Source organism: Flavobacterium sp. J49, from assembly GCF_011742145.1.
Lineage (GTDB): Bacteria > Bacteroidota > Bacteroidia > Flavobacteriales > Flavobacteriaceae > Flavobacterium.
The window spans coordinates 501,439-524,039 of the sequence record NZ_JAAQQU010000105.1 but is presented as its reverse complement, the minus strand read 5'-3'; the positions used below and the strand labels follow the sequence as shown (position 1 = coordinate 524,039).

27 protein-coding genes are annotated in these 22,601 nt (G+C 36.5%); 6 read left to right on the top strand and 21 right to left on the bottom strand.

What is annotated here, in order from left to right; all coding sequences use genetic code 11:
* Positions 1-38 precede the first annotated feature (38 nt).
* Together HA632_RS13115 and HA632_RS13110 are read left to right on the top strand one after the other, a co-directional pair.
* On the top strand, positions 39-1,991 hold the full coding sequence (locus HA632_RS13115; protein ID WP_176307647.1) for a KUP/HAK/KT family potassium transporter: 1,953 nt from the start codon (positions 39-41) through the stop codon (positions 1,989-1,991).
* Positions 1,988-3,049 (top strand): outer membrane beta-barrel protein, encoded by a 1,062-nt coding sequence (locus tag HA632_RS13110; protein WP_176307646.1) that lies wholly within the window; start codon positions 1,988-1,990, stop codon positions 3,047-3,049. Before HA632_RS13115 ends, HA632_RS13110 begins: the two co-directional genes overlap by 4 nt.
* 25 nt (positions 3,050-3,074) lie before the next feature.
* Here HA632_RS13110 and HA632_RS13105 read toward each other — a convergent pair whose 3' ends face one another.
* The 3 genes from HA632_RS13105 to HA632_RS13095 all read right to left on the bottom strand — a co-directional run bounded on the left by HA632_RS13105 (position 3,075) and on the right by HA632_RS13095 (position 5,372).
* Positions 3,075-3,461 carry a response regulator gene (locus HA632_RS13105; RefSeq protein ID WP_176307645.1) on the bottom strand — a complete coding sequence of 129 codons (387 nt, stop codon included), beginning with the start codon at positions 3,459-3,461 and terminating at the stop codon, positions 3,075-3,077.
* A gap of 89 nt (positions 3,462-3,550) precedes the next feature.
* Positions 3,551-4,978, bottom strand: coding sequence for an L-serine ammonia-lyase (locus tag HA632_RS13100; RefSeq protein ID WP_176307644.1), 1,428 nt, complete (start codon positions 4,976-4,978; stop codon positions 3,551-3,553).
* Positions 4,979-5,036: 58 nt separating this feature from the next.
* On the bottom strand, positions 5,037-5,372 hold the full coding sequence (locus HA632_RS13095) for a potassium transporter KefB (protein ID WP_176307643.1): 336 nt from the start codon (positions 5,370-5,372) through the stop codon (positions 5,037-5,039).
* 125 nt (positions 5,373-5,497) lie between these two features.
* On the opposite strand from HA632_RS13095, the gene HA632_RS13090 reads away from it, so the two are divergent.
* The 3 genes from HA632_RS13090 (at position 5,498) to HA632_RS13080 (ending at position 9,041) form a co-directional block, all read left to right on the top strand.
* On the top strand, positions 5,498-6,262 hold the full coding sequence (locus HA632_RS13090) for an oxygenase MpaB family protein (RefSeq protein WP_176307642.1): 765 nt from the start codon (positions 5,498-5,500) through the stop codon (positions 6,260-6,262).
* A gap of 150 nt (positions 6,263-6,412) precedes the next feature.
* Entirely contained in the window at positions 6,413-7,471 is a 1,059-nt protein-coding gene (locus HA632_RS13085; protein ID WP_176307641.1) for an NAD(P)-dependent alcohol dehydrogenase, read from the top strand.
* A gap of 112 nt (positions 7,472-7,583) precedes the next feature.
* Positions 7,584-9,041 carry a DASS family sodium-coupled anion symporter gene (locus HA632_RS13080; RefSeq protein ID WP_176307640.1) on the top strand — a complete coding sequence of 486 codons (1,458 nt, stop codon included), beginning with the start codon at positions 7,584-7,586 and terminating at the stop codon, positions 9,039-9,041.
* A 10-nt stretch (positions 9,042-9,051) separates the two neighbouring features.
* Here the strand turns inward: HA632_RS13080 and HA632_RS13075 are convergent, their stop codons facing one another.
* The 9 genes from HA632_RS13075 to HA632_RS13035 form a co-directional block, all read right to left on the bottom strand.
* Positions 9,052-9,219, bottom strand: a complete 168-nt coding sequence (locus HA632_RS13075; protein WP_176307639.1) for a hypothetical protein — start codon at positions 9,217-9,219, stop codon at positions 9,052-9,054.
* A 103-nt stretch (positions 9,220-9,322) separates the two neighbouring features.
* On the bottom strand, positions 9,323-10,096 hold the full coding sequence (locus HA632_RS13070) for a sulfite exporter TauE/SafE family protein (protein ID WP_176307638.1): 774 nt from the start codon (positions 10,094-10,096) through the stop codon (positions 9,323-9,325).
* A gap of 6 nt (positions 10,097-10,102) precedes the next feature.
* Positions 10,103-10,735 (bottom strand): hemolysin III family protein, encoded by a 633-nt coding sequence (locus HA632_RS13065; RefSeq protein ID WP_176307637.1) that lies wholly within the window; start codon positions 10,733-10,735, stop codon positions 10,103-10,105.
* Positions 10,736-10,860: 125 nt separating this feature from the next.
* On the bottom strand, positions 10,861-11,889 hold the full coding sequence (locus tag HA632_RS13060) for an alpha/beta hydrolase (protein ID WP_176307636.1): 1,029 nt from the start codon (positions 11,887-11,889) through the stop codon (positions 10,861-10,863).
* A gap of 11 nt (positions 11,890-11,900) precedes the next feature.
* The gene (locus HA632_RS13055) at positions 11,901-12,530 is read right to left on the bottom strand and encodes a Pr6Pr family membrane protein (protein WP_176307635.1); all 630 of its coding nucleotides are present in this window, start codon (positions 12,528-12,530) and stop codon (positions 11,901-11,903) included.
* Positions 12,531-12,536: 6 nt separating this feature from the next.
* A complete protein-coding gene (locus HA632_RS13050; protein WP_176307634.1) occupies positions 12,537-12,995 on the bottom strand; it encodes a hypothetical protein in 459 nt (152 codons plus the stop codon).
* A gap of 5 nt (positions 12,996-13,000) precedes the next feature.
* Positions 13,001-13,456: an META domain-containing protein gene (locus HA632_RS13045; RefSeq protein WP_176307633.1), complete on the bottom strand. Its 456-nt coding sequence runs from the start codon at positions 13,454-13,456 to the stop codon at positions 13,001-13,003.
* A gap of 40 nt (positions 13,457-13,496) precedes the next feature.
* Positions 13,497-14,474 carry a YitT family protein gene (locus tag HA632_RS13040; RefSeq protein WP_176307632.1) on the bottom strand — a complete coding sequence of 326 codons (978 nt, stop codon included), beginning with the start codon at positions 14,472-14,474 and terminating at the stop codon, positions 13,497-13,499.
* 91 nt (positions 14,475-14,565) lie between these two features.
* Complete coding sequence (locus tag HA632_RS13035) at positions 14,566-15,021, bottom strand: hypothetical protein (protein ID WP_176307631.1); 456 nt, start codon at positions 15,019-15,021, stop codon at positions 14,566-14,568.
* Between the two features lie 224 nt (positions 15,022-15,245).
* Between HA632_RS13035 and yaaA the strand changes: the two genes are divergently transcribed.
* Entirely contained in the window at positions 15,246-16,004 is a 759-nt protein-coding gene (gene yaaA, locus HA632_RS13030; RefSeq protein WP_176307630.1) for a peroxide stress protein YaaA, read from the top strand.
* A gap of 228 nt (positions 16,005-16,232) precedes the next feature.
* Here yaaA and HA632_RS13025 read toward each other — a convergent pair whose 3' ends face one another.
* The 9 genes from HA632_RS13025 to HA632_RS12985 all read right to left on the bottom strand — a co-directional run bounded on the left by HA632_RS13025 (position 16,233) and on the right by HA632_RS12985 (position 22,518).
* Entirely contained in the window at positions 16,233-16,631 is a 399-nt protein-coding gene (locus HA632_RS13025; RefSeq protein ID WP_176307629.1) for a hypothetical protein, read from the bottom strand.
* A gap of 89 nt (positions 16,632-16,720) precedes the next feature.
* A complete protein-coding gene (locus tag HA632_RS13020; protein ID WP_176307628.1) occupies positions 16,721-17,839 on the bottom strand; it encodes a leucine-rich repeat domain-containing protein in 1,119 nt (372 codons plus the stop codon).
* Between the two features lie 174 nt (positions 17,840-18,013).
* Positions 18,014-18,400, bottom strand: coding sequence for an energy transducer TonB (locus tag HA632_RS13015; protein ID WP_176307627.1), 387 nt, complete (start codon positions 18,398-18,400; stop codon positions 18,014-18,016).
* 172 nt (positions 18,401-18,572) lie between these two features.
* Positions 18,573-18,878 carry a hypothetical protein gene (locus HA632_RS13010; protein WP_171222318.1) on the bottom strand — a complete coding sequence of 102 codons (306 nt, stop codon included), beginning with the start codon at positions 18,876-18,878 and terminating at the stop codon, positions 18,573-18,575.
* Positions 18,879-19,232: 354 nt separating this feature from the next.
* Positions 19,233-19,580, bottom strand: coding sequence for a hypothetical protein (locus tag HA632_RS13005; RefSeq protein ID WP_176307626.1), 348 nt, complete (start codon positions 19,578-19,580; stop codon positions 19,233-19,235).
* A 549-nt stretch (positions 19,581-20,129) separates the two neighbouring features.
* Positions 20,130-20,699: an aminodeoxychorismate/anthranilate synthase component II gene (locus tag HA632_RS13000; protein WP_176307625.1), complete on the bottom strand. Its 570-nt coding sequence runs from the start codon at positions 20,697-20,699 to the stop codon at positions 20,130-20,132.
* Positions 20,700-20,827: 128 nt separating this feature from the next.
* Entirely contained in the window at positions 20,828-21,394 is a 567-nt protein-coding gene (locus HA632_RS12995; protein WP_176307624.1) for a YceI family protein, read from the bottom strand.
* Positions 21,395-21,417: 23 nt separating this feature from the next.
* Positions 21,418-22,050: an NAD(P)H-dependent oxidoreductase gene (locus HA632_RS12990; protein ID WP_176307623.1), complete on the bottom strand. Its 633-nt coding sequence runs from the start codon at positions 22,048-22,050 to the stop codon at positions 21,418-21,420.
* A 9-nt stretch (positions 22,051-22,059) separates the two neighbouring features.
* Positions 22,060-22,518, bottom strand: a complete 459-nt coding sequence (locus tag HA632_RS12985) for a MarR family winged helix-turn-helix transcriptional regulator (RefSeq protein ID WP_176307622.1) — start codon at positions 22,516-22,518, stop codon at positions 22,060-22,062.
* Between the last annotated feature and the right edge of the window lie 83 nt (positions 22,519-22,601).

Sequence of the window (22,601 nt, the reverse complement as noted above, 5' to 3'; positions counted from 1 at the left end):
CTTCACATGCCAAAATTTAACTAAAAATACATCCTAAAATGAATACAACTGTAAAACAAAAAATAACAGCAGCCTCATTGTTAGTTGCCCTCGGGATCATTTATGGCGACATCGGAACGAGCCCGCTTTATGTGATGAAAGCCATTATTGGCAGTCGAGAAATTACCGAAATGTTGGTTTATGGCGGAATCTCCTGCGTGTTTTGGACATTGACCTTTCAAACGACTTTCAAATATGTTTTGCTCACACTTTCCGCAGATAATCACGGGGAAGGCGGGGTTTTTTCGCTTTATGCTTTGGTGAAAAGATTCGGTAAAGGAAAGTTGGTGATTCCAACCATACTCGGCGCAACGACTTTGTTAGCCGATGGTATTATCACGCCGCCAATTTCAGTCGCTTCGGCAGTGGAAGGTTTGGAAGCAATAGTTCCGCATTTGCCTACGATACCAATTGTAATAGCAATTTTATCAGGGTTATTTATTTTTCAACGATTCGGTACTCATAGAGTTGGTACTATATTCGGACCGGCAATGGTGGTTTGGTTTTCGATGTTGACGGTTTTAGGATTGTCTCAAATCATTCACCATCCGGATATTTTAAAAGCGTTGAATCCCGTTTATGCTTATCGCTTGTTGGTAGAATATCCACACGGATTTTGGTTGCTTGGAGCGGTTTTCCTTTGTACAACCGGTGCGGAAGCTTTGTATTCAGACCTTGGACATTGCGGCCGACAAAACATTCGAATCACTTGGATTTTTGTAAAATCAGCGTTGTTGATTAATTATTTAGGGCAAGGCGCTTGGTTAATGCACCAACCTAATCAATTTCTTAATGGTCAAAATCCGTTTTACACCATTATGCCGCAGTGGTTTTTGATCTTCGGAATTGTGATTGCGACTTTGGCGGCTATTATTGCGTCGCAAGCCTTGATTAGTGGCTCGTTTACTTTGATTAATGAAGCCATTTCACTCAACTTTTGGCCAAGAGTTGCTCTAAAAAACCCAACGAATTTAAAAGGACAAATCTATATTCCTTCGGTCAATACGATTCTTTGGATAGGTTGTGTACTGATGATTTTATACTTTAAAAATTCGGCGCACATGGAAGCGGCTTATGGATTTTCAATCACCGTTGCCATGATGATGACGACTATTTTATTGTCTTATTATTTGTTCTTTATTAAAAAGGTTAAGATTGGTTGGATAGCTTTGATGTTATTGGTATTTGCACTGATTGAAGTTTCTTTTTTTGTGGCCAATATTGTCAAGATCAAAGAACGATGGATGTTCCTTTTCTTCGAACTTTTTATTTTTATGGTGATGTATGTTTGGTATTTTTCCAGAAAAATAAACAACCGATTCTTAAAATTTGTGAATTTGGTAGAACAAGCGCCAATGTTGGAAGAATTGAGCACGGATGATGACATTCCGAAATATGCCACACATTTGATTTATTTGTCTAAAGCCAACAAAACTTATGAAATAGAGGAGAAGATCATCAAATCTATTTTTGCCAAAAAACCAAAACGAGCTGATGTTTATTGGTTCTTGCACATCAATCGTACCAACGAGCCTTTTACCTTAAACTATGAAGTGATTGAGTTGTTAGATGATAAAGTCATCAAAGTGGTGCTCAATGTTGGTTTCCGCATTCAGCCTAAAGTGGAGTTGTATTTCAAAAAAATTGTACAAGAATTGGTAGAACGCAAAGAGCTCAATTTGCACATCCGACCTGATGGTTCTACAAAATACAACGCCGAACCCGATTATAAGTTTGTGATTATTGAAAAATTTATTTCAGTAGAAAATGAGTTTGATTTTAAAGATGGTTGGCTATTAACTTCGTATTTTTGGCTCAAAAAATTATCCCTATCGGATGAGAAAGCCTTTGGTTTAGACAAAAGCGACGTTGCTTTAGAAGAATATCCAATGGTGTATTCACCGGTTAATAATTTGGAATTATGCAGAAAACAAAAAAGCAATTTAAAATGAGAAGTTTTATAAAACTGAGTTTGACTTTATTGGTGTTTAATATTGGATTAGCCCAAGAAAATAAGGCGTTAAAATTATCCTTTTCAGGCTATTTGGAAACTTATTATGCCTATGATTTTAATCGACCGGAAACACAAGCAAAGTTGCCGTTTATGTATAACTATAACCGGCATAATGAGTTCAATATCAATGTTGGTGTGTTAAGAGCCAAAGCGGAATACGATAATGCCTATGCTACCATTGCGCTCCATTCCGGCACTTATGTTGAGGATAATTTTACCAATGAAAACACCAAAATTATAAGCGAAGCCTATCTAGGTTTGTACCTGGATGAAACCAAAAAATCTACGGTTGAAGTTGGGATTTTACCCAGTTATATAGGATTTGAAAGCGCGACTTCTGCGTCAAATCTAACGTTGACTCGCTCTTTGTTGGCAGAGAATTCGCCCTATTTTATGACGGGAGCAAAATATACTTATAAACCCAATGGCAAATGGTTATTTTCAGGTTTAGTGACCAATGGTTGGCAACGCATCAACAAGCCTGATAAAAACGTTTCACCGGCTTTGGGTTCGCAAATAGTTTTCAAACCTTCGACACAATCAACATTTAATTGGAGTACTTTCATAGGAAAAGAATTGTACTATAACGAATGGGGAATGCGCTATTTCAGTAATTTGTATTGGGACAAACAATGGAATTCCAAGTGGCGAACTATTTTGGGTTTTGATGCCGGTTTGCAAACGGATGTTGCCGATAATGATACTAAATTATTTTGGATGAGTCCAGCTGTTTTGGCCCAGTATAGTTGGACATCGAAATGGCAAACGGCTTTCAGAATAGAGTATTATCAGGATAAAAATAACGTGATGGTTGGAGTTGGAGATGCTTTTAAAACCTTTGGAACATCATTCAATTTGGATTATCTGATCAATGACAAAGTAAAATTCAGAACCGAAGCCAGATATTTGAGCGGTCAGGAAAAGGTATTTGTAAAAGAGACTTCCTTGACCAATGACAACCTCTGTATCACTACGAGTTTGTCTTTTGAGTTTTAGAATCGTTTATTTTTTTTCAATCACTTTAAGCAAATTTCATTTCCAAAACCTCTTTAAAAGTAGTCTTGTAATTTTCAGGATGCGTTCTTTTCATGATGTGTTTCACTCCTGAATTCATATAATGGCGCAGCAGTTTTTTTGGAAAGGCACTTGAGATAATTACCACAGGAATGTCACTCCATTTGATAGAGTTTTTGAGGATAGTAATCAGTTCTTTACCATTCAAAACAGGCATATTACTTCCTAGGAAAAAGATATCGGGTTTGGTGTCAGATTTAATTAAATCCTGCATCATTTTATGACCATCTCTGTAAATCTTGATTTGATGTCCTAAGTCTTCAATGGCATGTTTCAAGTAAAATAAATCTTCATTATCATTATCAAGGTAGTATATTGCCTGAGATTCTTTCATGGTCGCTTTTTTTGAACAAGCGAAGATAACGGACCAACTTTATAACAACATTATATTATTCTTGGAGAAAATTATATAATTCATTCATTTTAGCAGTCTGCCATATTTACGGCTACAGCCAAACCACCTTCAGAAGTTTCTTTGTATTTGGAATTCATGTCCTTAGCAGTTTGCCACATGGTATCGATTACTTTGTCTAAAGGAACTTTGGCATTTTTTGCATCAGTTTCCATGGCTAATTCTGCTGCATTGATAGCTTTGATGGCACCCATAGTATTTCTCTCAATACACGGAATTTGAACCAATCCACCGATAGGATCACACGTTAATCCCAAGTGATGTTCCATTGCAATTTCGGCTGCCATTAACACTTGGTCCGGCGTACCGCCCATTACCTCACACAAAGCTCCGGCCGCCATGGCAGAGGAAACGCCAATTTCAGCTTGACAACCGCCCATAGCGGCTGAAATGGTTGAGCCTTTTTTAAAGATACTGCCTATTTCTCCAGCAACCATTAGGAATTGTTTGATTTGTTTTTCGTCGGCCTGGTGGTTTTCGATAACCATATAGTACATCAGTACGGCGGGAATAACACCTGCGCTACCATTGGTTGGCGCGGTTACAACACGACCTAAAGCTGCATTGACTTCGTTTACTGCCAAAGCAAAACAAGAAACCCATTTTAAGATTTGGCGAAATTTTACTTCCGTTTTACGGATGGTTTCCAACCATTCTTGTGGCGAATTGTAATTGGACAAGCCAATCAAACCTTGGTGCATATCAAAAGCACGACGGCGAACGTTTAATCCTCCGGGAAGTACTCCTTCGGAGTGACAGCCAATGTACATACATTCCAACATGGTATTCCAAATACGCATTAGTTCACTATGGACTTCAGCTTCGGGACGCATGGAGATTTCATTAGCATATACAATTTCAGAGATGGATTTGCTTTCTTTTATGGTGTATTCCAATAATTCGGCTGCATTTTGAATCGGAAAAGGAAAGGCACATTTAATTTGGTGTTTCTTTTTGGCATTGATTCTTTCTTCCTTCACCACAAATCCGCCACCAATAGAGTAGAAGGTTGATATGATTTCCTTAGCGTCATTAGTAGTTGCGGTAAAGGTCATTCCGTTAGCATGAAACGGAAGAAAGTTTTTGTTGAAAACAATATCGGTTTCGGGATTGAAGTCAATTACTAATTCGTTAGCCAAATTAATTTGGTGCGTTTTAGCAATGTCTTGAATGATACTATCAATATTTTGTACCGGAATATATTCAGGATCTTGACCGCTTAGTCCAAGCATTACCGCGTAATCAGTGGCGTGACCTTTTCCTGTCAGCGATAATGAACCGTATAAATCTACTTTTACGTGTATTATTTTTTCAAGCTGATTCTCGTCTTTTAATTCGTTTAAAAAACGTTCAGCAGCGCGCCATGGTCCAAGCGTGTGGGAACTTGATGGTCCGACACCAATTTTTAGCATATCAAATACCGAAATGCATTCTTCCATTACTATATCGATTTAGTTGGGCAAATATAGGTAAGAAATGTGGATTTTGAAAGGTGACTTAATCCCAAAGTGTGCCGTCTAATCCCAAAACAGTCCCTATCCAAAGCCCTATAACATATATAAGTATGCTTGCGATAACAGTAACTGTTTTTTTCCAACCGGTTTGTGGTCCCATTTTGGCCATAAAGTGATAAACAGCACCACCAATTGCTCCGGCTAACGTCACTAGAATAAAGGGTCTAACCATCCAAAATTTACCCCATTCCGGATTTGGATCTTGGATTGGAATAAGAAAAAGTGCTATTAATAGTAAAGCAATTACGGCTCCAATCAGCACAGGTTTTAGTAACAAAGATTTGTGGTTAGTTTCGGTTAAGTGATGTCTCTGTGTCATGATGATTAAATTTTAGTTGTTTAAAGATTTCAATTGTTATTTTTTGACAAATATAAATAACTTTGAAATACAAAGTACTTTTAATTAATTATTTTTTATAATTTAGCCCAAAATATTTAAAGGTCATGGAATTATTTGTAGCACAACATTCGATAGTTAGAAAAATCTGGGGCAAGAGCGATACCATTTTATTCATTTTTGCCGGAGCCTCGGCTGAGTTTGCTTTAAACAAAGCGGTTGATTGGCTCTACTTTACCGGGAAATTGCCTTCGGATCCTTTGGGAAGGTTGTTTTCTACTGTGAGATACGCCCGAATGATAGTATTTGCTCCAAAAGCAGAAGCCAATAAGGCCATTGATTCCATGCGAAAAATACACAGTACAGTAGAAGAGAATCGTGGTGCGGTCATTCCGGATTGGGCCTATCGAGATGTGCTGTTTATGCTGATACATTATTCAATTGCGGCTTATGAATTGCTAGAAGAAAAATTAACCGAGTCAGAAAAAGAAGAAGTCTACAATGTTTTTTATCGTGTTGGAGACAGAATGGGATTAAAAGATTTACCTAAAACTTACACAGAATGGTTGCCGATCAGAGAAGCACACTTAATAGCTGATTTGCAAAAAAGTGAGTACACAGCCGATCTTTTTAATCAGTATAAAAAACACCTTGGAGCTATAAGGTTTAGAGTACTGGTTGAGGGTCAAAAATTGGTTTGTCCCAATAGGGTAAAAGTTTTATTACAGTTTACGGATTTTTCATTATTGACACCGGTCGTGCCAATGTACAAAGTCAGCCGACTGATGAAAATGGATTGGTTGCTTAAAAACATATTGCTGCCTTCGGATTATAAAAAGCAGATAGAAGAGTTGGATATCTATAAGAGATAATAAGGGTTGTGCTTTATTCAAATATTTTTTGATTCAAAGACAACTTCAAAAATTTGATTTCAAAAAATGAATGCTGATTTGATTTTGTAGGCAAATGAATAATCACTACTTTTAAAAGATGAATTATCGTCAAAATTAACTATCAAAAATATGACAACAACAAATGTAAAAGCTTATGGCACCGGAGCACCGGATGCGCCTTTGGCAGAAATGAATATCGAACGCAGAGAGGTGTTAGCAAATGATATTGAAATCGAAATTATGTATTGTGGCGTTTGCCACTCCGACTTGCATTTTGCCCGAAACGATTGGGGCATGACCACTTATCCGGTTGTTCCCGGTCACGAAATTGTGGGCAAAGTAACCAGAGTTGGTAGTGGCGTAACCAAATTAAAAGTAGGCGATTTTGCTGCAGTCGGTTGCTTAGTCGATTCTTGTCGCACTTGCAGTAGCTGCGAAAAAGACTTAGAACAATACTGCTTAAACGGATGGGTAGGCACTTACGGAGGTTTTGACAAACATTTGAACCAACCTACCCATGGTGGATATTCTCAAAAAATAGTAGTGGATGAAAATTTTGTTTTGACGGTACCGTCAAATTTAAACTTAGCGGCTGTGGCACCGTTACTTTGTGCAGGCATCACAACGTGGTCTCCTTTGCGTCATTGGAATGTAGGTAAAGGAACTAAAGTTGCCGTTGTAGGTTTGGGAGGATTAGGCCACATGGCGATTAAATTAGCCAAAGGATTAGGAGCAGAAGTAACGCTTTTCTCCAGAACACCGGGCAAAGAAAAGGATGCATTAGACTTAGGAGCAGATGCGGTGGTTATTTCTACGGATGAAGCTCAAATGGCTTCGGTAACCGGGAAATTTGATGTGATTATTGATACGGTTCCTTACGTACACGATGTCAATCCATATATAACAACTTTAGCCGTGAGTGGTACTTTGGTTATCGTTGGTTACTTAGGTGGACTTGAGCCGATACTAAATACCGTTCCGTTGATTATGGGAAGAAAATCGGTAGCGGCTTCTTTGATAGGCGGTATCGCTGAAACTCAAGAAATGCTCGATTTTTGCGGCAAACACAATATCGTTTCTGAAATAGAACTCATCAAAATGCAAGACATTAATGATGCTTATGAGAGAATGCTGAAAAGCGATGTGCGTTACCGTTTTGTAATCGACATGGCTTCTTTGAAAGCATAAATCTGAATCCATAGTTTTAAAACAAAAGCAGCATCAGCTGCTTTTGTTTTTTGTAATAAAGTTACCATCACTTTTTTTAGTACATTTATTCCAAAGCAAATCGAGACATAGAATGCAAATTAATTTTACGACCCGCAAAAAAGAAATTGGTTTATTCATCGGCGCGTTACTCAGCATCATGTGTTTTGCATTAAATCCGTTCTCTTTACCCAATCAGGCGAATTTGGTTTTGGCCATCACGGTTTTGATGATTGTTTGGTGGATAACCGAAGCATTGCCTATGCCGGTCGTGGCTTTATTGCCTATAGTGTTGTTTCCGTCTTTTGGAATTGCACCGCTCAAAGAAGTGTCCAAAGCCTACGGAGATCCGATAGTTTTTTTGTTTATGGGTGGTTTTTTTCTCGCTTTGGCTATAGAAAAATGGAACTTGCATAAAAGAATGGCACTCGGGATTATAACCGTAACGGGAACCAACGGCAATCGAATTATACTGGGATTTATTATGGCGACCGGTTTCTTGAGTTTGTGGCTTAGCAACACGGCTACGACCATGATGATGTTTCCCATTGCCTTGTCTGTCATTCATGTAATTAAAGCCCATAATAAGAACGAAAAGAACGTTCACAATTTTTCATTGGTACTAATGCTTTGTATTGCTTATGCTTCCAATTTTGCTTTGGGAACGGTCATTGCAACGCCGCCTAATGTGGCTTATGTGGGTTATATAGAAGAACGATTTAACCATACAATTGCTTTCGTAGATTGGTTGGTTTTGTTTATGCCGTTAACCGTAATTTTGTTGCTGTTACTCTATTTGGTTTTGGTAAAATGGTTGTATCCCAATCATATCAAACACAGTATTGAAGCTTCGAGCGCTATTAAAAAAGCCCAAAAGCAACTGGGTACTATGAGTGTGGCAGAATGGAGCGTTTTGTCGGTATTTAGTTTTACGGTTTTATTGTGGATAATCAAAGATTTACTCAATAAGTGGCAAAGTTTTGTTGTGCTTGATGATACAATTATTGCAATAATGGGAGCTGTTTTATTGTTTTTACTACCGTCAAATACAAAAGCGGTCGACAGAAAGTCCGAAAGATTATTGTCGTGGCCCGATGCCGAAAAAATGGCTTGGGATGTATTGCTGTTGTTTGGAGGAGGAATTGCTTTGGCAAATGCTTTGGAAGATTCCCAATTGGTTCACGAGTTTGGTACCGAATTGGCAACCATTGCCACAGACAATTTATTCTTAATCATTTTGATTGTTACCACCATATCGGTGTTTTTGAGCGAAGTGATTAGTAATTTGGCTTTGGTGATTATTCTTTCTCCGGTAGTTAGTTCTTTGGCTTTGTCCTTGAATATTAATCCGTTATTGTTGGGAATTCCCATGACATTGGGCGCGAGTTGTGCTTGTATGTTGCCCATGGGAACACCACCGAATGCCATTATTTTTGCCAAAGGTCATATCAAGATGGAACACATGATGCGAACCGGACTGGTTTTAAATATTGTTTGTATACTGGTTATCAGTCTGTTCTGTTGGCTTTTTATGCCGATGTTACCTTTGTAATATTGATGGCTTATCTTTCGTTATTGAGTTCTTCTTCCTCTTCCGTCAGTTCGGAAGTATCAGCGTTGAAATACTTCACAACCTTATCTTGGTCTTTTTGATTTTTATAAATCAAATAAGCCACCAAAGCAATGGCGATAACGGCCACTACAGCGATTATTTTCCAATTGATTTCCATGATTTTTGTCTTTTACATAAAGTTAAAAAAAAATGGCGCAAAAAACCCATTTTACGGATTATCAAATTGTTAATTATTAGGTGTTTAGAGAAGGGATATTTAATTAAATTAACCCTGAACCTAATCCCAATGAAATGAGTATTAGCAATATGGCTACGGTCACTTTTACAAAATGCAATGTCACCTTTTTCAATAATTTGTTTCCAATATAAGCACCCACTATGGCTGATAAAGTGGCACATACCACCAGGGTCAAGTTATCGGTCAATCCGGCTTTGTCAAAACGTGTTGTATAAACACTCAGGCGAGTAATATCAACAAAAGTAGAAACTACTACGGTTGTAGCAATAAAAGATTCTTTAGACAATCCGGCTTTGATTAAGAAAGCACTTCTGAGCGCACCTTGAACGCCTGCCAACCCACCAAAAAAGCCACTTAAGATTCCGCCAAGCGGTAATTTTTCTTGGCCAAATTCCAATTTGCTGAAATAAGGAATGAGATCAATACAAGCAAAAATAATGAGCAAAACAGCCACAATAAACTTCACCGGAAAGACTTCAAGGGTTTTGTCAAAAAGGGTATAGGTGAAAAGCGGTTCGATATCGGAGATGTTCAACAACAACCACGAACCCAAAGCCGCGGCAATGATAGCCGGAAATCCGAAACGAAAAACGACTTTGCGGTCAGCTTTTTTACCTACCAAAAAAAGTTTAAACAAATTATTGCAAAAATGAACCACACCTGTCAATCCGATAGCAATATTCACTGGAAAGAAAATCATAAACACCGGGGTTAAAATTGTGCCTAAGCCAAATCCGGAAAAAAAGGTCAAAATAGCGACAAGAAAAGCAACGACTGAGATGATAAAAATTTCCATGGTAAATCAAAGACTTTGGTAAATGGCCGTAAAATGAAGTATTGTTCCCAATAAAACAAAGACATGCCAAATGGTATGATAGTAATATTTATAACTTTTGACGTAAAAATAAACCCCAATAGTGTAACTCAATCCGCCGGCCAATATCCACCAAAAAACTGCCAGCGGAACAGTATCTATTAATGGTTTTATGACAAATACAATCATCCATCCCATAATCAAATAAAGAACTACAGAGAACCACTCAAACTTGTTGATAAAAAATATTTTGAAAAACATCCCCAAGAAAACCACTGTCCACATCGTGGTAAGAAAGACAAAAGCAGTTTCCGATGGCAGGTATTTAATCATCAAAGGCGTGTAAGTACCGGCGATGAGAAAATAAATACTGATGTGGTCAGCTATTTTGAGTAAGTTCTTCGATTTTTCCTTTTGCACAAAATGATAAAAAGTAGAACAACTGTACACTAAAAACATCCCAACCGCAAAAGCCGCCACCGAGTAAAAAGTGGTTAAGTCGTTGTTGTCATAAGTGATAGCCAAAACAATTGGCATTGCGATAATACAAAACAGTACACCCAAACCATGCGAAAGAGCATTGGCCAGTTCTTCATTACGCGTTTGTTCACGGTGTTTCATTAGTTTTGTAATGGATAGCGTAAAAATAGTGAAAAGCAAGCTAGAATTTTATAGCTTGTAATAATTTGTATTTATTCTCCAACTCATCCGAAAAGTAAAAAAAAAGGATTTAGATTTGAATAAAGTTAAAAATTCGGAGTTGTATTCTCCGGAATTGTAATTTTTGATTTGACAAAAATCATTGATTTATCCAGGGCTAATTTAGCAGCCTCGGTTTCAAAATTGAATTGGTATTCATGGGCTAATTTCGGAGCAAAACCTTTGGGATAAAACAGTCGGTCAACATGAACGCCCAGGCTGTCCAGTTTATCGGCTAAAGCCACGGAATGGGGTTCAAGAGGATCATCGTTACCAACAGAAATGAAGGTAGCCGGAAAATTTTTGGTTACGAAATTCAAAACAGAAGCGGTTTTAAAGTAGTCATTGTTTACAAAATTTCGATCACCGCTATACGACCATAAAACCGTTCGCATAAAAGCACCAAAGTCACCCTTGATGTTGATTTTGTCTGTTTCATACGGTCCGCAATACAAGATCATGCCTTTGATTTGACGAGGTAGAATTTTGGGTTTTACTTTAGTGGCTTTGGCATAATCAGGAGAAGTGACTATGGCTGCCAATTGTGCCGAGATATGCGAACCACCGGAATCACCGGCCAAAAAGAGTTGATACGCATCCATAGGAAATAGGTTAGCGTTTTTGGTTAAAAACTGTAAAGCTGTATTGAGTTGACGTACAGGTGTTGGATAAACCGACTCAGGTGCAACTGAATAATCAATGGCTACAACCATATAGCCATAAGAAGCTAAGATTTTGCAATAATTGGCCACATGGTCTTTGCTGCCTGAAATCAAACCGCCACCGTGTGTCCAAACAATTACAGGCAATTTAGTAGTGGCTGAATTAATAGTATCGGGATAATACAAATCTAGTTTGGCATCTTTATCCGATGCATCGTAAGTGATATTCAATTTTGATGCTATTCCTTTAGGAACATATTTTTCTAAAGCTTTATTGGACTCCATTCCTCCTTTGTTAAAAGCCGAGCGAATCAATAGGGCAGAAGGATAAGGGGAAACTTTAAAAGCAATATAGCCTATTAGGGTTATGCCCAAAAGCACAATAATAGTTCTGAGGAGCATTTTTCTTAGCATACCATTACTGTTTATCGGTTTTTAATTGATTTTCCAAATCCGACCAAGACAACAGCGCCTAAGCCAAATGCCAAAAATAAAAGCCCGCTGATGGTCAGTACTTTTTCGAAACCCAATTCGTTTACATCTACAAAGGGATAAGGATAAAATCCAGACAGATGGCCTCTAAAAAGAATAAAAATCAAGTATATCAAAGGATAAAGCAACCACGATGGAATTGTTTTCCATGAAATCTCTTTTTTCTTTTCGAATAAAATCCAAAAAACAAAAACATACACCGGAATGACGCTATGAAGCAATTCGTCAACCATTCTTTGCATACCGGTTGGTTCCCAAAGGTCACGCAACAAAAATTGATAGACAATACCAACAGTAGCAATATAAAGTGTTGTAGCGGTTAAGAAACCCGGTTTTTCAAATCGAGTGAAAAGGGAAAGAGGTTTTTTGTACCATAAAACCGAAAAATACAAGGCGACCAAGCAATTGGTTACTATGGTGAAATAACTAAAAAAGCGAATGGTCGTTTCAGTAAGCGATTCAATTCGGTTTTGCATCATTAATACAAATTGTACCACGACGGCAAACCAGCCTAACGCGCCGCCAATGAATACGAGTTTATCTTTTAAATTATTGGAGATCATCGGCGATTATTTGGGACAATTTATTTTACTCAAAGGCATGCTTGAGGAAAATTTCAGTGCCGAAATGTCTTTGAATTCTGTGCCGTCTTCGTTCATTTCGCCATAACCTTCTATGAGCTGCCCGTCTTTGAGTGCAAAAGCAACTTGGCGTGTGCTTTCTGTTCCTTCCGATAAAAAGGTATAATCGAGCAAAAGAATGTTTTTTTCCCATTTGCCTTTTAACAAACCCGCGTTTTTGTCTTTTTCGGCCAAATTATATACCATGGCGCCCAAAACATCTTCTCCTGTAGTTTCTATTTGCATTGAAATGGAGGTTCCGTCTTTTTCATACGAATAACATTCTTTGATTACTTCGTTACTTTTTTCTTTATCACTTGCCGATTTGCCGAAAACAACAACGTCAACTTTTTTACAAGCAGTTAATAATAAGACAATTGAAAATGAAACTATAATTTGTTTTTTCATGATACTTATTGTTGAGGTTTGGTCATCATTTTGAAACGCATGATTGGGATGTCATCGGTTAGCAATAACAATTTACCTTCACTGTTAAAGGCAAATCGGTTGACTTTATCCAACATTTTCAAAAAAGTTTCTTCACCACCGCCTTCACAAAAGGCCATGGTTTTAATGACGTCGCCAAATTGAAGGTGGTTTTCCTTTTTGGTATATTTTCCGCTGTAAGTATTGCAACTGGTGTTTCCGTTAAATTGGCTTCCGACTTCTTTAAACATGATATAAGGTTTCTTTTCGGGATACAATCCGTCAAAAGCAATTCGTGGTCCCGAAATGTATTCGAGTTCCCATGTATAGTCGTAAAAAGCGGTTTTGCTGTCAGTCAGCTTAACTTCACTAGTCTTAGTAGCGCAACAAGCTGAGACTAAAATGGAAAGCAGTGAGAACAATAAAAGAGTGTACTTTTTCATGGGAAACATTGTTAAAACACTCAAATTTAGTGAAAAAGAATCAATGTTTCAAGGGTCTTTTTTTAATCATGCCGCCCTTGGTGTCTTTGACGCTGTTCATCACTACAAAAGCGGTTGGCTCAATTTTTTCGATTTCTGTATTGAGTTTGTTGAGTTCCAATCTGGTGATGACGGTGTAAATAATGTCGACTTCTTTGGATTCTCCTCGTTTGCCAAAACCGCGTTTTCCACTGTAAACCGTGACACCACGTCCCATCACTTCAACAATCATTTTCCCGATTTCATGGCTTTTGGAAGAGACAATAGTTACGCCGATATATTCGTCGATGCCTTCCACCAAAAAGTCGAGCGTTCTGGAAGCTGCTAAATAAGTAATCATAGAGTATAAAGCGACTTCAATGCCTAAAAAGTAAGCTGCTGCCGAGAAGATAATCACATTAATTACCACAATAATATCTCCTATAGTCGTCCCTAGTTTTCGACTGAGAAAAATGGCCAATACTTCAGTTCCGTCAATTACAGCACCGCCTCGCACAGAAAGTCCGATTCCGGCACCAAGAAAGAAACCACCAAATACAGCCACCAGTAAATTGTCATTGGTTACATTGGGGAAAGTTACTGTTGCCAAGCAAATGGCTAATCCTGAAATGGCCAAAGCAGTTTTGATGGCGAAAGCTTTACTCATCACATGATACCCCATCACAATAAATGGTAGGTTAATCAGAATGATCAGGAAGTATAAAGGAATACCGGTTAGGAAAGAGATTAAAAGTGAAATTCCCGTAGCGCCGCCGTCAATAAAATGATTGGTCAAAAGAAATCCTTTAAAACCAAATGAAGCTGAAAAAATACCAAGTGTAATTAAAAAGAAATCTTTACTGTTGCGCTTGGCCAAAATGACAAATTCACGATAACCTTTGGCGAGTTCATATTTTGAATAAGTTCTTTCTTTTCCTGGTTTTTTTCTTGGTTTTTTAAGAATGGTATTGATGATGATTTTTTGCCAAAATGAATTCATACAATTGTTGTTTAAGGGCTTATAGCTTCTTTTTTATCGCTTGGTCAATATACAACAATTTGCTGAAACTCCAATGTTTTTAAATTGGTCTTTACATTGGCTTTGGCTCAATTTCTTTAGTGGATATGGCAGAAACTTTATTCTCAGCATTTACTGTTACAAATAATTCTCGCTTAAAATATTTCTTTTCGTAGTTGATGTTATAATGAAAAACGTGCTCATCGGTAATTTTGTTATAGGTAATATCGATTAAGTTCAATCCCATGAACCTGCCGTTTCTTTGGTTGATTTTTTTACAAACCATAGAGATTTTTTCTTTGGTGGCATTTTGGCGCACTTTTTCGGTGGCTTCGACACTGCTGAATGCTTTGAATCGGGAAGTGTTGCAGGTTTCCAAAAGTCTTTGGCCTAAATCATCGGCTCTGTTTTTTTTAACCAAAGCGACTTCTTCAGGTTTTACTACCGATATGGTTTTGTCAACGGCCGGGTTTTTACTTTTACAGGAAACTATCAGCAGCGCACTGCAAAACAAAATAATGATTCTCATAAAACAGGATTTAAGGATTATAAACAGTTACAAAATTATGATGATGAGGCAGTTGTGGTGTTATAAAATTTTGTGGAATAGTTATAAGATTTGATAATTATTGAGTCAGAATTTGAAATTTGACACATCGATTTTACCAATCGATGTATCGAAACAAATCATTTTCTCGTAGATGATTTTTCAATATCGAATTTGTATTTTTGAACCACTATAAAACCCAAAGCATGAAAATCGTAATATCACCCGCCAAGTCACTGAATTTTGAAAAAGAGTTGCCTACACTTATTTGTACAGAACCACAGTTTTTAAAACAAGCCGAAACCATTCAGAAAACATTGAAAAAGAAAAAGCCCAAACAACTTTCGGCTTTGATGGACATTTCGGAGAAATTGGCGGAACTCAATTGGCAACGCAATCAGGAATGGCAAACGCCGTTTACAATCGAAAATGCACGTCCGGCAGTTTTTACTTTTGATGGTGATGTTTATACCGGTTTGGATGTTTACAGTTTGCCCGAAGATAAATTAGCCGTTTTGCAGGACAAAGTCCGAATTTTGTCAGGATTGTACGGTTTGCTCAAACCGTTGGATTTAATGCAGGCCTATCGATTGGAAATGGGGACTTCAATGCCAATTGGTAAAAACAAAAATCTCTATGAGTTTTGGAAGAAGACCATAACAAAAGCGCTGAACAGTGAATTGCAAAAAGGGGAACTGTTTGTCAACTTGGCCAGTAATGAATACTTCAGTTCGGTTGACACTAAAGCTTTAAAAGTGCCGGTCATCACACCGGAATTCAAAGATTACAAAGACGGCAAGCTCAAGATGATTAGCTTTTTTGCTAAAAAGGCGAGAGGCATGATGGTGCGCTATATCTTAGATACCAATGCAGAAACCATTGACGATTTAAAAGGATTCAACTACGAGGGGTATGCCTTTGATGGGAATTTGAGTAAAGGTAATACGTTGGTGTTTACCAGGTGAGTTGTGGAGTTTTTGGCCACGGATAACACAGATTAGACTGATTTTCACGGATTGAAAAGTGGAGCTGTTGGGTTATGTGTCCCCTCCGTTGTCGGGATGACAAAGTTTGTGAGTAAGTTTGTCATACTGACGAAGGAAGTATCACATATTACTAATTCATTTATTACCAACTTCATAGGTACTACAAGTACGGCTTTGATTGGGCTTTGATTGCACATTGATTGGGCTTTACAACTTTCGCTCAAAATACAAATGCGCATACTCTAGTTTAAGAATCACGGAGTTTTCGGAAGTGAACTCTATAGTGGCGTCTTCGTCAACGGAGTATTCTTCTTGTACATCTCTTTGTTGGGTGATTGTTTTGCCATCCTCAGAGACTTGGTATTGTCCGGTTATGGGTTCCGTGTTATTGGCCATAGTAGAGGTGTATTTGCCGTTAGCCTCAAAGCATACGGTAATACTATCCGCCGGTGGCATGGATTCTTTGGGAATGTTAGCCGAGGCGGGAGCCACCATTTTTTTAAACACCCAACAGCCTTGTATTTTTTGGGCGTTTTCTTTTTGGGCCATTGTAGTTGTAGTGGTGAAAACAATGAATAGGAGAAGGAGGGATTTGAGTTGGTTCATGGTGGTGGTGTTTTGATGTTTTGGGTTTAAGTGTAAAATGGTTTAGAGACCTAAGTAATACTGTTGTTACAAACTGGTGTTAGCAACCGTTAATAGAAATCAACTTTTGCGTTTGGCACCAATTTTCTTATTCTTTCTTTTTCCGCTTTGTTAAATAAATTAAACGTAAGCCAAAACGTTTTTACTTGTTGCAAATTTTCAAAACCGTTAGGCATTGTTTGTTTTTCCATTCTATACATGCCGACTCTTTCTAAACTTGGTATTTGCGATAAAATTTTAAAAGTTTCTTCCCAATTAAAATTGTGTAATCCGCCCAAACCAACTTGTTCCAGATGTTTTAACTGGATGATTTCTTTTGGGATTGATTTTATAGGATTCTCACTAAAATTTAAGCGCTTTATATTTTTTAGATTTTTAAGTTTTGAAGGAATTGAGGTGAATAGATTTTTCTCTAAATCTAAATTTTCAAGATTTTGAATTTTAAATATCACTTTATTAGTTTTGGCAGAAAGGTTATTGCTGCGTAGCGACAAAATTTTGAGAGATTTTAGTTTTGAAATTTCTTCCGGAATTGTGCTTAAATTATTATTGTCAAGATTTAATTCTTCTAAATTTTTAAAATCGCTAATTCCATTTGGAATATACTCAATGTCATTATACCAGATAATAATTTTTCTTAAGTTTTGAAGATTATTAAGTGAAATAGGGAAGACTTTAAATTTATTATAACACAATCTAATATCAGCCAATTTTTTTAAATCTTCAGGTTTAAAATCTAAGGATTGGATTTTGTTTTCGAACAAATCTAAATATGTTAGATTATCCAACTTTCTAATACCATTTGGCAATGATTCTATTTCATTTCCTGGCAAAATTAACTGAGTTAAACTTTTTAATTCACCTATATTATCCGGTAGCACTTTTATTTTACAATCCTCAAGTTCAACTTTATCCAAGTATTGAAGTTGTTTAAGAATTTCAAATGTTTGGTAAAAATCCAAATTTGGATTTTTACTTAAATCTATTCCACGTAGATTTTTGAAATTTAGAATTTGCTCAGGCAATTCATGTAAATCTTTTTCTGAAAGATCTAGTTGTACAACAGTAAGAGGATTTTGCATCAATTTATCCAAAACGTCTAATTCTCTTGAGTCAATTTGACTAAAAGCGTTGAAACAAATAAAAAAGAGTATTAAAATTGATTTCATTTTCGTTTTCTAGACAATGTTCTGGATTAATAGTGCATAGGGTATTGCGGCTTGTGATAGTGGCGAAGCCAGCGAACAGATTATTTTCTGTTAAAGATAAAATATTTTCATAAAGAGAAAACATCAAGGTAACAAAGCAATCCATCCATTATTGCAAACCGATGTTAGTAGCCGTTAATCTCCTTGTTGAATTTTTAATGGAAAAGTATAAAGACATCTGACGGCTTTCCCGTTTTTTTCTGCGGGCGACCATTTCGGGGAAAGCTTAAATACTCTTATTGCTTCGTCTCCACTTCCAAATTCAAAATCACTTATAGTTTTAAAATTTGAAAGTGAACCATCTTTTTCGATAACAAATTCAGTAATAATTTTTCCTTGATATTTTCGTTTGCTTTGAACTACAAATTTACTTGCCACAAATTTGTAAAAGTTAGCTATTCCGCCAGAAAATTCAGGTAACTTATCTACTTCAGAAGTTTTATAAATAGAATCATTTTCCACTTCTTGGGCAAATCCAGAAAGTGATGTTATAAGTATAATAGCAAAAAATATTTTTCTCATCTTGTATTGTTTACGCTTCGGTTTAATGGCTACTAACGTGCCGCGGCTTGTGACAGTTGCAAAAATTATTCACAAACCTTTCCAAATATAAAACTCCTTTTTGAATTTTCGAAGAAAATTCGGGAGAAACCCAAGCCTTGCAATTGTCACAAACTGCTGTTAGCAGTAGTTGCTAAATCATCCACGTCCACACTTTTATAAACAGTAAGTTGATTCCAATAAAACTCAAAACAACCGATAAAATTGAAAAGTAAAAGTCTTCTCTTTTTCTGATTGACAATATTCCAAATATGAAACTCACAATTAAAGCTAATCCGAGATACAATTTCACGTCCAATCGGGTAAGTTCTGTAATTCCGAAAAGGGCTCTGTTTTTACCTCTTGATTCATTAAAGATTTGGGCAATTCTGTAATTCTGATAAATTATACCGATTATAGATACTAAACTAATGAATATCGAAATGTGATATTTTTTCATTGATAAGTGGTTGTTTTTACCTTAAAGTTGTGGCAATTACCGCTAACTAATCGATAAGCATGATCTAAATCAAACCTATTCTACTCATTAGTTCCTTATCTCCCAAACTTACAAAATCTTTCCTCGCCTTACCATCCCCATCAATAGGGATTTTACCTCAAGTTATCAACATAAAATACTTACAAAAGGGAGTTTAAGGTCCTTCGACAAGCTCAGGATGACAAAAGGGATTGGAGACTCGAACTGATTAGAATAGTTATGATAATTAGAGCACAGATTGAAAATCTAAGCCGTTAGGTTTCGCCTTTGACTCAAATTTAGGCAAAGGAAGTACACTTGTTTTTATCAAATAGTTTAAGCGTAAAGATATTCCTGGTATTCCCGGATGGTTTCATAGGTGGCTTTCTTTTGGTCACGCGCCAATTCACGCATGGCCTCTACTCCTTTTTTGGCACATCGCTTTACTTTGTATAAACGGGAAGAGAAGGAGTGAAGTTTCTCCAAGTCTTGCGGCGAAAGTTTGGTTTCCAATTCACTTACAAAATCATTAAACTCTTTCAAGACTACTTTGTTCTCTTCATAATCTGTTTTTAAGTCATCAAGAAGCTCATTGATCTCTTTGCTGATGTCGTTGCTGATGTCTTCACTTTTTTTGCAAAGTTCGGCAATTACCTTTTTCTCGTGATTGTTAAAAAGTCCCATGATAGTTTAATTTAAGTTAGTTGTTTTGACAGTGTTAAATCAAATTTAGGAAATTGTTTCTAAAAAAGACACAAATTGTTAATAACTAAGTGTTTAGCTTTGAAAAAACATCAAAAAACACCTTTGTATTAGCTGTTATAGGTAAAATCTATATTGAATATTCAAAAAATTGTTTTTCAGATATTTGCGTTTGTTTATTTAATGTAAAATCTAAATAAAACAAAAGCAACGATGCTTTTCCTGTTTTGTATAAATTTTCTAAAATATTATGCAAGATTACTTTCGATTTTTCCATTCGGCTTTAATTTAATAAAGCCAATAAAGGTTAAATGTGATGCTAAGGATGTTTTTCAAAAAAGTGCGATCCAAACATTTTTTTGCTGTAAACAAGGCATTGTCAATAGTGTTAATTATTAAATTAAGGTTAAGCTATATAAATCGCTATATGATAATGATTTAAATTTTTTAATAATAGTAAGATGTAACTGTGATTTTTGATTTTGCTCTATGATAAGTAGAGGCAATTACGGCCTGCATCTTCGAGAGGGTTTAATTAGTAAGCCAATTTTTTAAAATGGTTTTTCCAAATGGAGTGAGGATACTTTCGGGGTGAAATTGAACGCCTTTAACATCGTAAATTTTATGCCTTAGAGACATGATTTCTCCGTTTTCATCAATAGAAGTTGTTTCTAAAATATCCGGAAAATCTAAAGCATTGACCACCCAAGAATGGTATCGTCCAACTTCAAACTCTGATGGGATTTCATCAAAAAGCGACTCATTATCTACACTAATTTTTACTTTAGTTGAAACACCATGATATACTTTATATAAGTTAGTTAGGCTTCCACCAAAAACTTCTCCGATGGCTTGTTGGCCCAAACAAATACCTAAAATACTTTTATGGTCGGCGTATTTGATAATAACCTGTTTTAACAAACCGGCTTCGTTCGGAATGCCTGGTCCAGGTGACAAAAGGATTTTTTCAAAAGATTCGAGCTCGTCTAATTCCAATTCGTCATTGCGAAAAACAGTTACTTGTCCGCCTAGATCCTCCAAATAGTGGACCAAGTTATAGGTAAAACTGTCGTAATTGTCGATGACGGCGATTTTTTTCATGTGGTAAAGTTAACAGATTCTTGGTCTTAGTTTAAAAATCAGTTTTGAAATTTTTTATCAATCGAATATAATAAAAAAGCCTCGAAATTTATTTCGAGGCTTTCCGTTTCATAACAATAATTCCCTGATTAGAACTGTAATTTTACAGCCAATTCGAAATCGTCATAGATAGCTTTGTCTCCAATGCTTTCGAAGAAGCTTTTTGAGTTGTATTTGATACCATATTTGGTTCTGTCTACTTTGAAATTAGTAGTGGCAGTGTTTCCTTTTACAGTCAAGTCAAAAGATACCGGATTGGTAATTCCTTTGATGGTTAAATCTGCGGTAACACCATAAACACCATTTCCTTTATCGGCAATTTTAGTGAATTTTAAAGTAGCGGTTTTAAATTTGTCAGTACCGAAGAAGTCATCCGCTTTTAAGTGACCGTCTAGTTTTTCTTTCCATTCTCCTGATAAATCGGTAGCGGTTAATGAAGTCATATCAACCGTAAAGTTACCACCGGTTACTTTTTTTCCTTTGAATACTAAAGCTCCGTCTTTGAAGTTAACCGTTCCGCTGTGTTCTCCGGTTACTTTTTTACCAACCCAATTGATAGTGCTTTTTGAAGCATCAATTTTTTTGGTTTGAGCAGTAGCTACGGTTGTTCCTAAAGCTACGAATAAGGCAATTGCAATTGTTTTTAAATTTTTCATTGTAAATTAATTTTAGTTATAGATTATAAATTGATAAATAATTCTTCGTTTGATTTACGCACTTTAGCGTAGTTTTGAGTGTCATCTTCAGTATGACGATAGCCGATAGTGGCAACTAAAGAGGCATTTAATCCTAAGGCTTCCAATCCTAAAATTTCATTGAACTTGTCGGCTTCGAAACCTTCCATAGGCGTAACATCGATTCCTAATTCAGCAGCGGCATTCAGTAGATTAGTCAAAGCAATGTAGGTTTGTTTAGAAGTCCATACATTTCTGTTTTCCGCAGGAAGTGATGAAATTTTCGATTTCATAAAATCACTATAGCCTTTTAATGCATCAGTAGGCAAACCTCTGGTCACAGCAATATTGTTGATGTGTGCGTCAATTTGGGTATCACCGAAATCAGTAATGTTGGCAAAAACCAATAAGTGTGAAGCGTCTACAATCTGAGATTGTCCCCAAGCCACAGGTTGTAATTTTGCTCTTATTTCCGGGTTTTCTACAAAAATAACTTTGTAGGGTTGTAATCCATAAGAAGAGGCGCTCAAACGAACGGCTTCTTTTAAGATATTTAAATCTTCTTGAGATACTTTTTTAGTAGCATCGAATTTTTTGGTGGCATAACGCCAATTGGCATTTTTTATAAAGTTACTCATAGCAGTTGTTTAATTTATTTTTCTGTATTTTTCAAGCAATACATTCAATTGTTCCAATTCAGTCTGGCTGAGGTTGGCCGCGAAAATTTTCTCGTGTTGGTCTACTTTCGGGTCTAATTCAGTCAAAACATCAAGCCCTTTTTGGGTAATTAAGACTTCAATTTTTCTACGGTTGTCCGGGCAAACTTCTCGGGTGACAAAGTCTTTTAGTAATAGTTTGTCAATCAATCGGGTAGTGTTGCTGTTTTTGGCAATCATGCGTTCTTGTATTACGCACATGTTTGCCGGATTTCCTTTTTGTCCTCGCAAAATCCTCAAAACATTATATTGTTCTCCCGACAAATCGTAAGGCTTGAGTATTTCATTGAATTTGTCGCTGATTACGTTTTGGGTATACATGATGTTGAGGATAACTTTTTTGGAGTCATCTATCGCTACTGTCGATTTTATGATTTCTTCGATTCTCATAATTACAATTACAATATTTGTAGGTACAAATTTAAAGTATTTTATAGTTGTATATACAAATGTTCTGTTATTTTTTTGTTAAA

Excerpts from the sequence above, each read along its gene's own strand:
- HA632_RS13060 (WP_176307636.1), bottom strand. The coding sequence starts at position 11,889 with ATGCTAAGAAAAATGCTCCTCAGAACTATTATTGTGCTTTTGGGCATA.
- HA632_RS13070 (WP_176307638.1), bottom strand. The coding sequence starts at position 10,096 with ATGGAAATTTTTATCATCTCAGTCGTTGCTTTTCTTGTCGCTATTTTG.
- HA632_RS13090 (WP_176307642.1), top strand. The coding sequence starts at position 5,498 with ATGGAATTATTTGTAGCACAACATTCGATAGTTAGAAAAATCTGGGGC.
- HA632_RS13020 (WP_176307628.1), bottom strand. The coding sequence starts at position 17,839 with ATGAAATCAATTTTAATACTCTTTTTTATTTGTTTCAACGCTTTTAGT.
- HA632_RS12990 (WP_176307623.1), bottom strand. The coding sequence starts at position 22,050 with ATGAGTAACTTTATAAAAAATGCCAATTGGCGTTATGCCACCAAAAAA.
- HA632_RS13000 (WP_176307625.1), bottom strand. The coding sequence starts at position 20,699 with ATGAAAAAAATCGCCGTCATCGACAATTACGACAGTTTTACCTATAAC.
- HA632_RS13050 (WP_176307634.1), bottom strand. The coding sequence starts at position 12,995 with ATGAAAAAACAAATTATAGTTTCATTTTCAATTGTCTTATTATTAACT.
- HA632_RS13080 (WP_176307640.1), top strand. The coding sequence starts at position 7,584 with ATGCAAATTAATTTTACGACCCGCAAAAAAGAAATTGGTTTATTCATC.
- HA632_RS13005 (WP_176307626.1), bottom strand. The coding sequence starts at position 19,580 with ATGGGACTTTTTAACAATCACGAGAAAAAGGTAATTGCCGAACTTTGC.
- HA632_RS13075 (WP_176307639.1), bottom strand. The coding sequence starts at position 9,219 with ATGGAAATCAATTGGAAAATAATCGCTGTAGTGGCCGTTATCGCCATT.
- HA632_RS13035 (WP_176307631.1), bottom strand. The coding sequence starts at position 15,021 with ATGAGAATCATTATTTTGTTTTGCAGTGCGCTGCTGATAGTTTCCTGT.
- HA632_RS13065 (WP_176307637.1), bottom strand. The coding sequence starts at position 10,735 with ATGAAACACCGTGAACAAACGCGTAATGAAGAACTGGCCAATGCTCTT.
- HA632_RS13105 (WP_176307645.1), bottom strand. The coding sequence starts at position 3,461 with ATGAAAGAATCTCAGGCAATATACTACCTTGATAATGATAATGAAGAT.
- yaaA (WP_176307630.1), top strand. The coding sequence starts at position 15,246 with ATGAAAATCGTAATATCACCCGCCAAGTCACTGAATTTTGAAAAAGAG.
- HA632_RS12995 (WP_176307624.1), bottom strand. The coding sequence starts at position 21,394 with ATGAAAAATTTAAAAACAATTGCAATTGCCTTATTCGTAGCTTTAGGA.
- HA632_RS13085 (WP_176307641.1), top strand. The coding sequence starts at position 6,413 with ATGACAACAACAAATGTAAAAGCTTATGGCACCGGAGCACCGGATGCG.
- HA632_RS13025 (WP_176307629.1), bottom strand. The coding sequence starts at position 16,631 with ATGAACCAACTCAAATCCCTCCTTCTCCTATTCATTGTTTTCACCACT.
- HA632_RS12985 (WP_176307622.1), bottom strand. The coding sequence starts at position 22,518 with ATGAGAATCGAAGAAATCATAAAATCGACAGTAGCGATAGATGACTCC.
- HA632_RS13010 (WP_171222318.1), bottom strand. The coding sequence starts at position 18,878 with ATGAAAAAATATCACATTTCGATATTCATTAGTTTAGTATCTATAATC.
- HA632_RS13045 (WP_176307633.1), bottom strand. The coding sequence starts at position 13,456 with ATGAAAAAGTACACTCTTTTATTGTTCTCACTGCTTTCCATTTTAGTC.
- HA632_RS13015 (WP_176307627.1), bottom strand. The coding sequence starts at position 18,400 with ATGAGAAAAATATTTTTTGCTATTATACTTATAACATCACTTTCTGGA.
- HA632_RS13115 (WP_176307647.1), top strand. The coding sequence starts at position 39 with ATGAATACAACTGTAAAACAAAAAATAACAGCAGCCTCATTGTTAGTT.
- HA632_RS13040 (WP_176307632.1), bottom strand. The coding sequence starts at position 14,474 with ATGAATTCATTTTGGCAAAAAATCATCATCAATACCATTCTTAAAAAA.
- HA632_RS13055 (WP_176307635.1), bottom strand. The coding sequence starts at position 12,530 with ATGATCTCCAATAATTTAAAAGATAAACTCGTATTCATTGGCGGCGCG.
- HA632_RS13100 (WP_176307644.1), bottom strand. The coding sequence starts at position 4,978 with ATGGAAGAATGCATTTCGGTATTTGATATGCTAAAAATTGGTGTCGGA.
- HA632_RS13110 (WP_176307646.1), top strand. The coding sequence starts at position 1,988 with ATGAGAAGTTTTATAAAACTGAGTTTGACTTTATTGGTGTTTAATATT.
- HA632_RS13095 (WP_176307643.1), bottom strand. The coding sequence starts at position 5,372 with ATGACACAGAGACATCACTTAACCGAAACTAACCACAAATCTTTGTTA.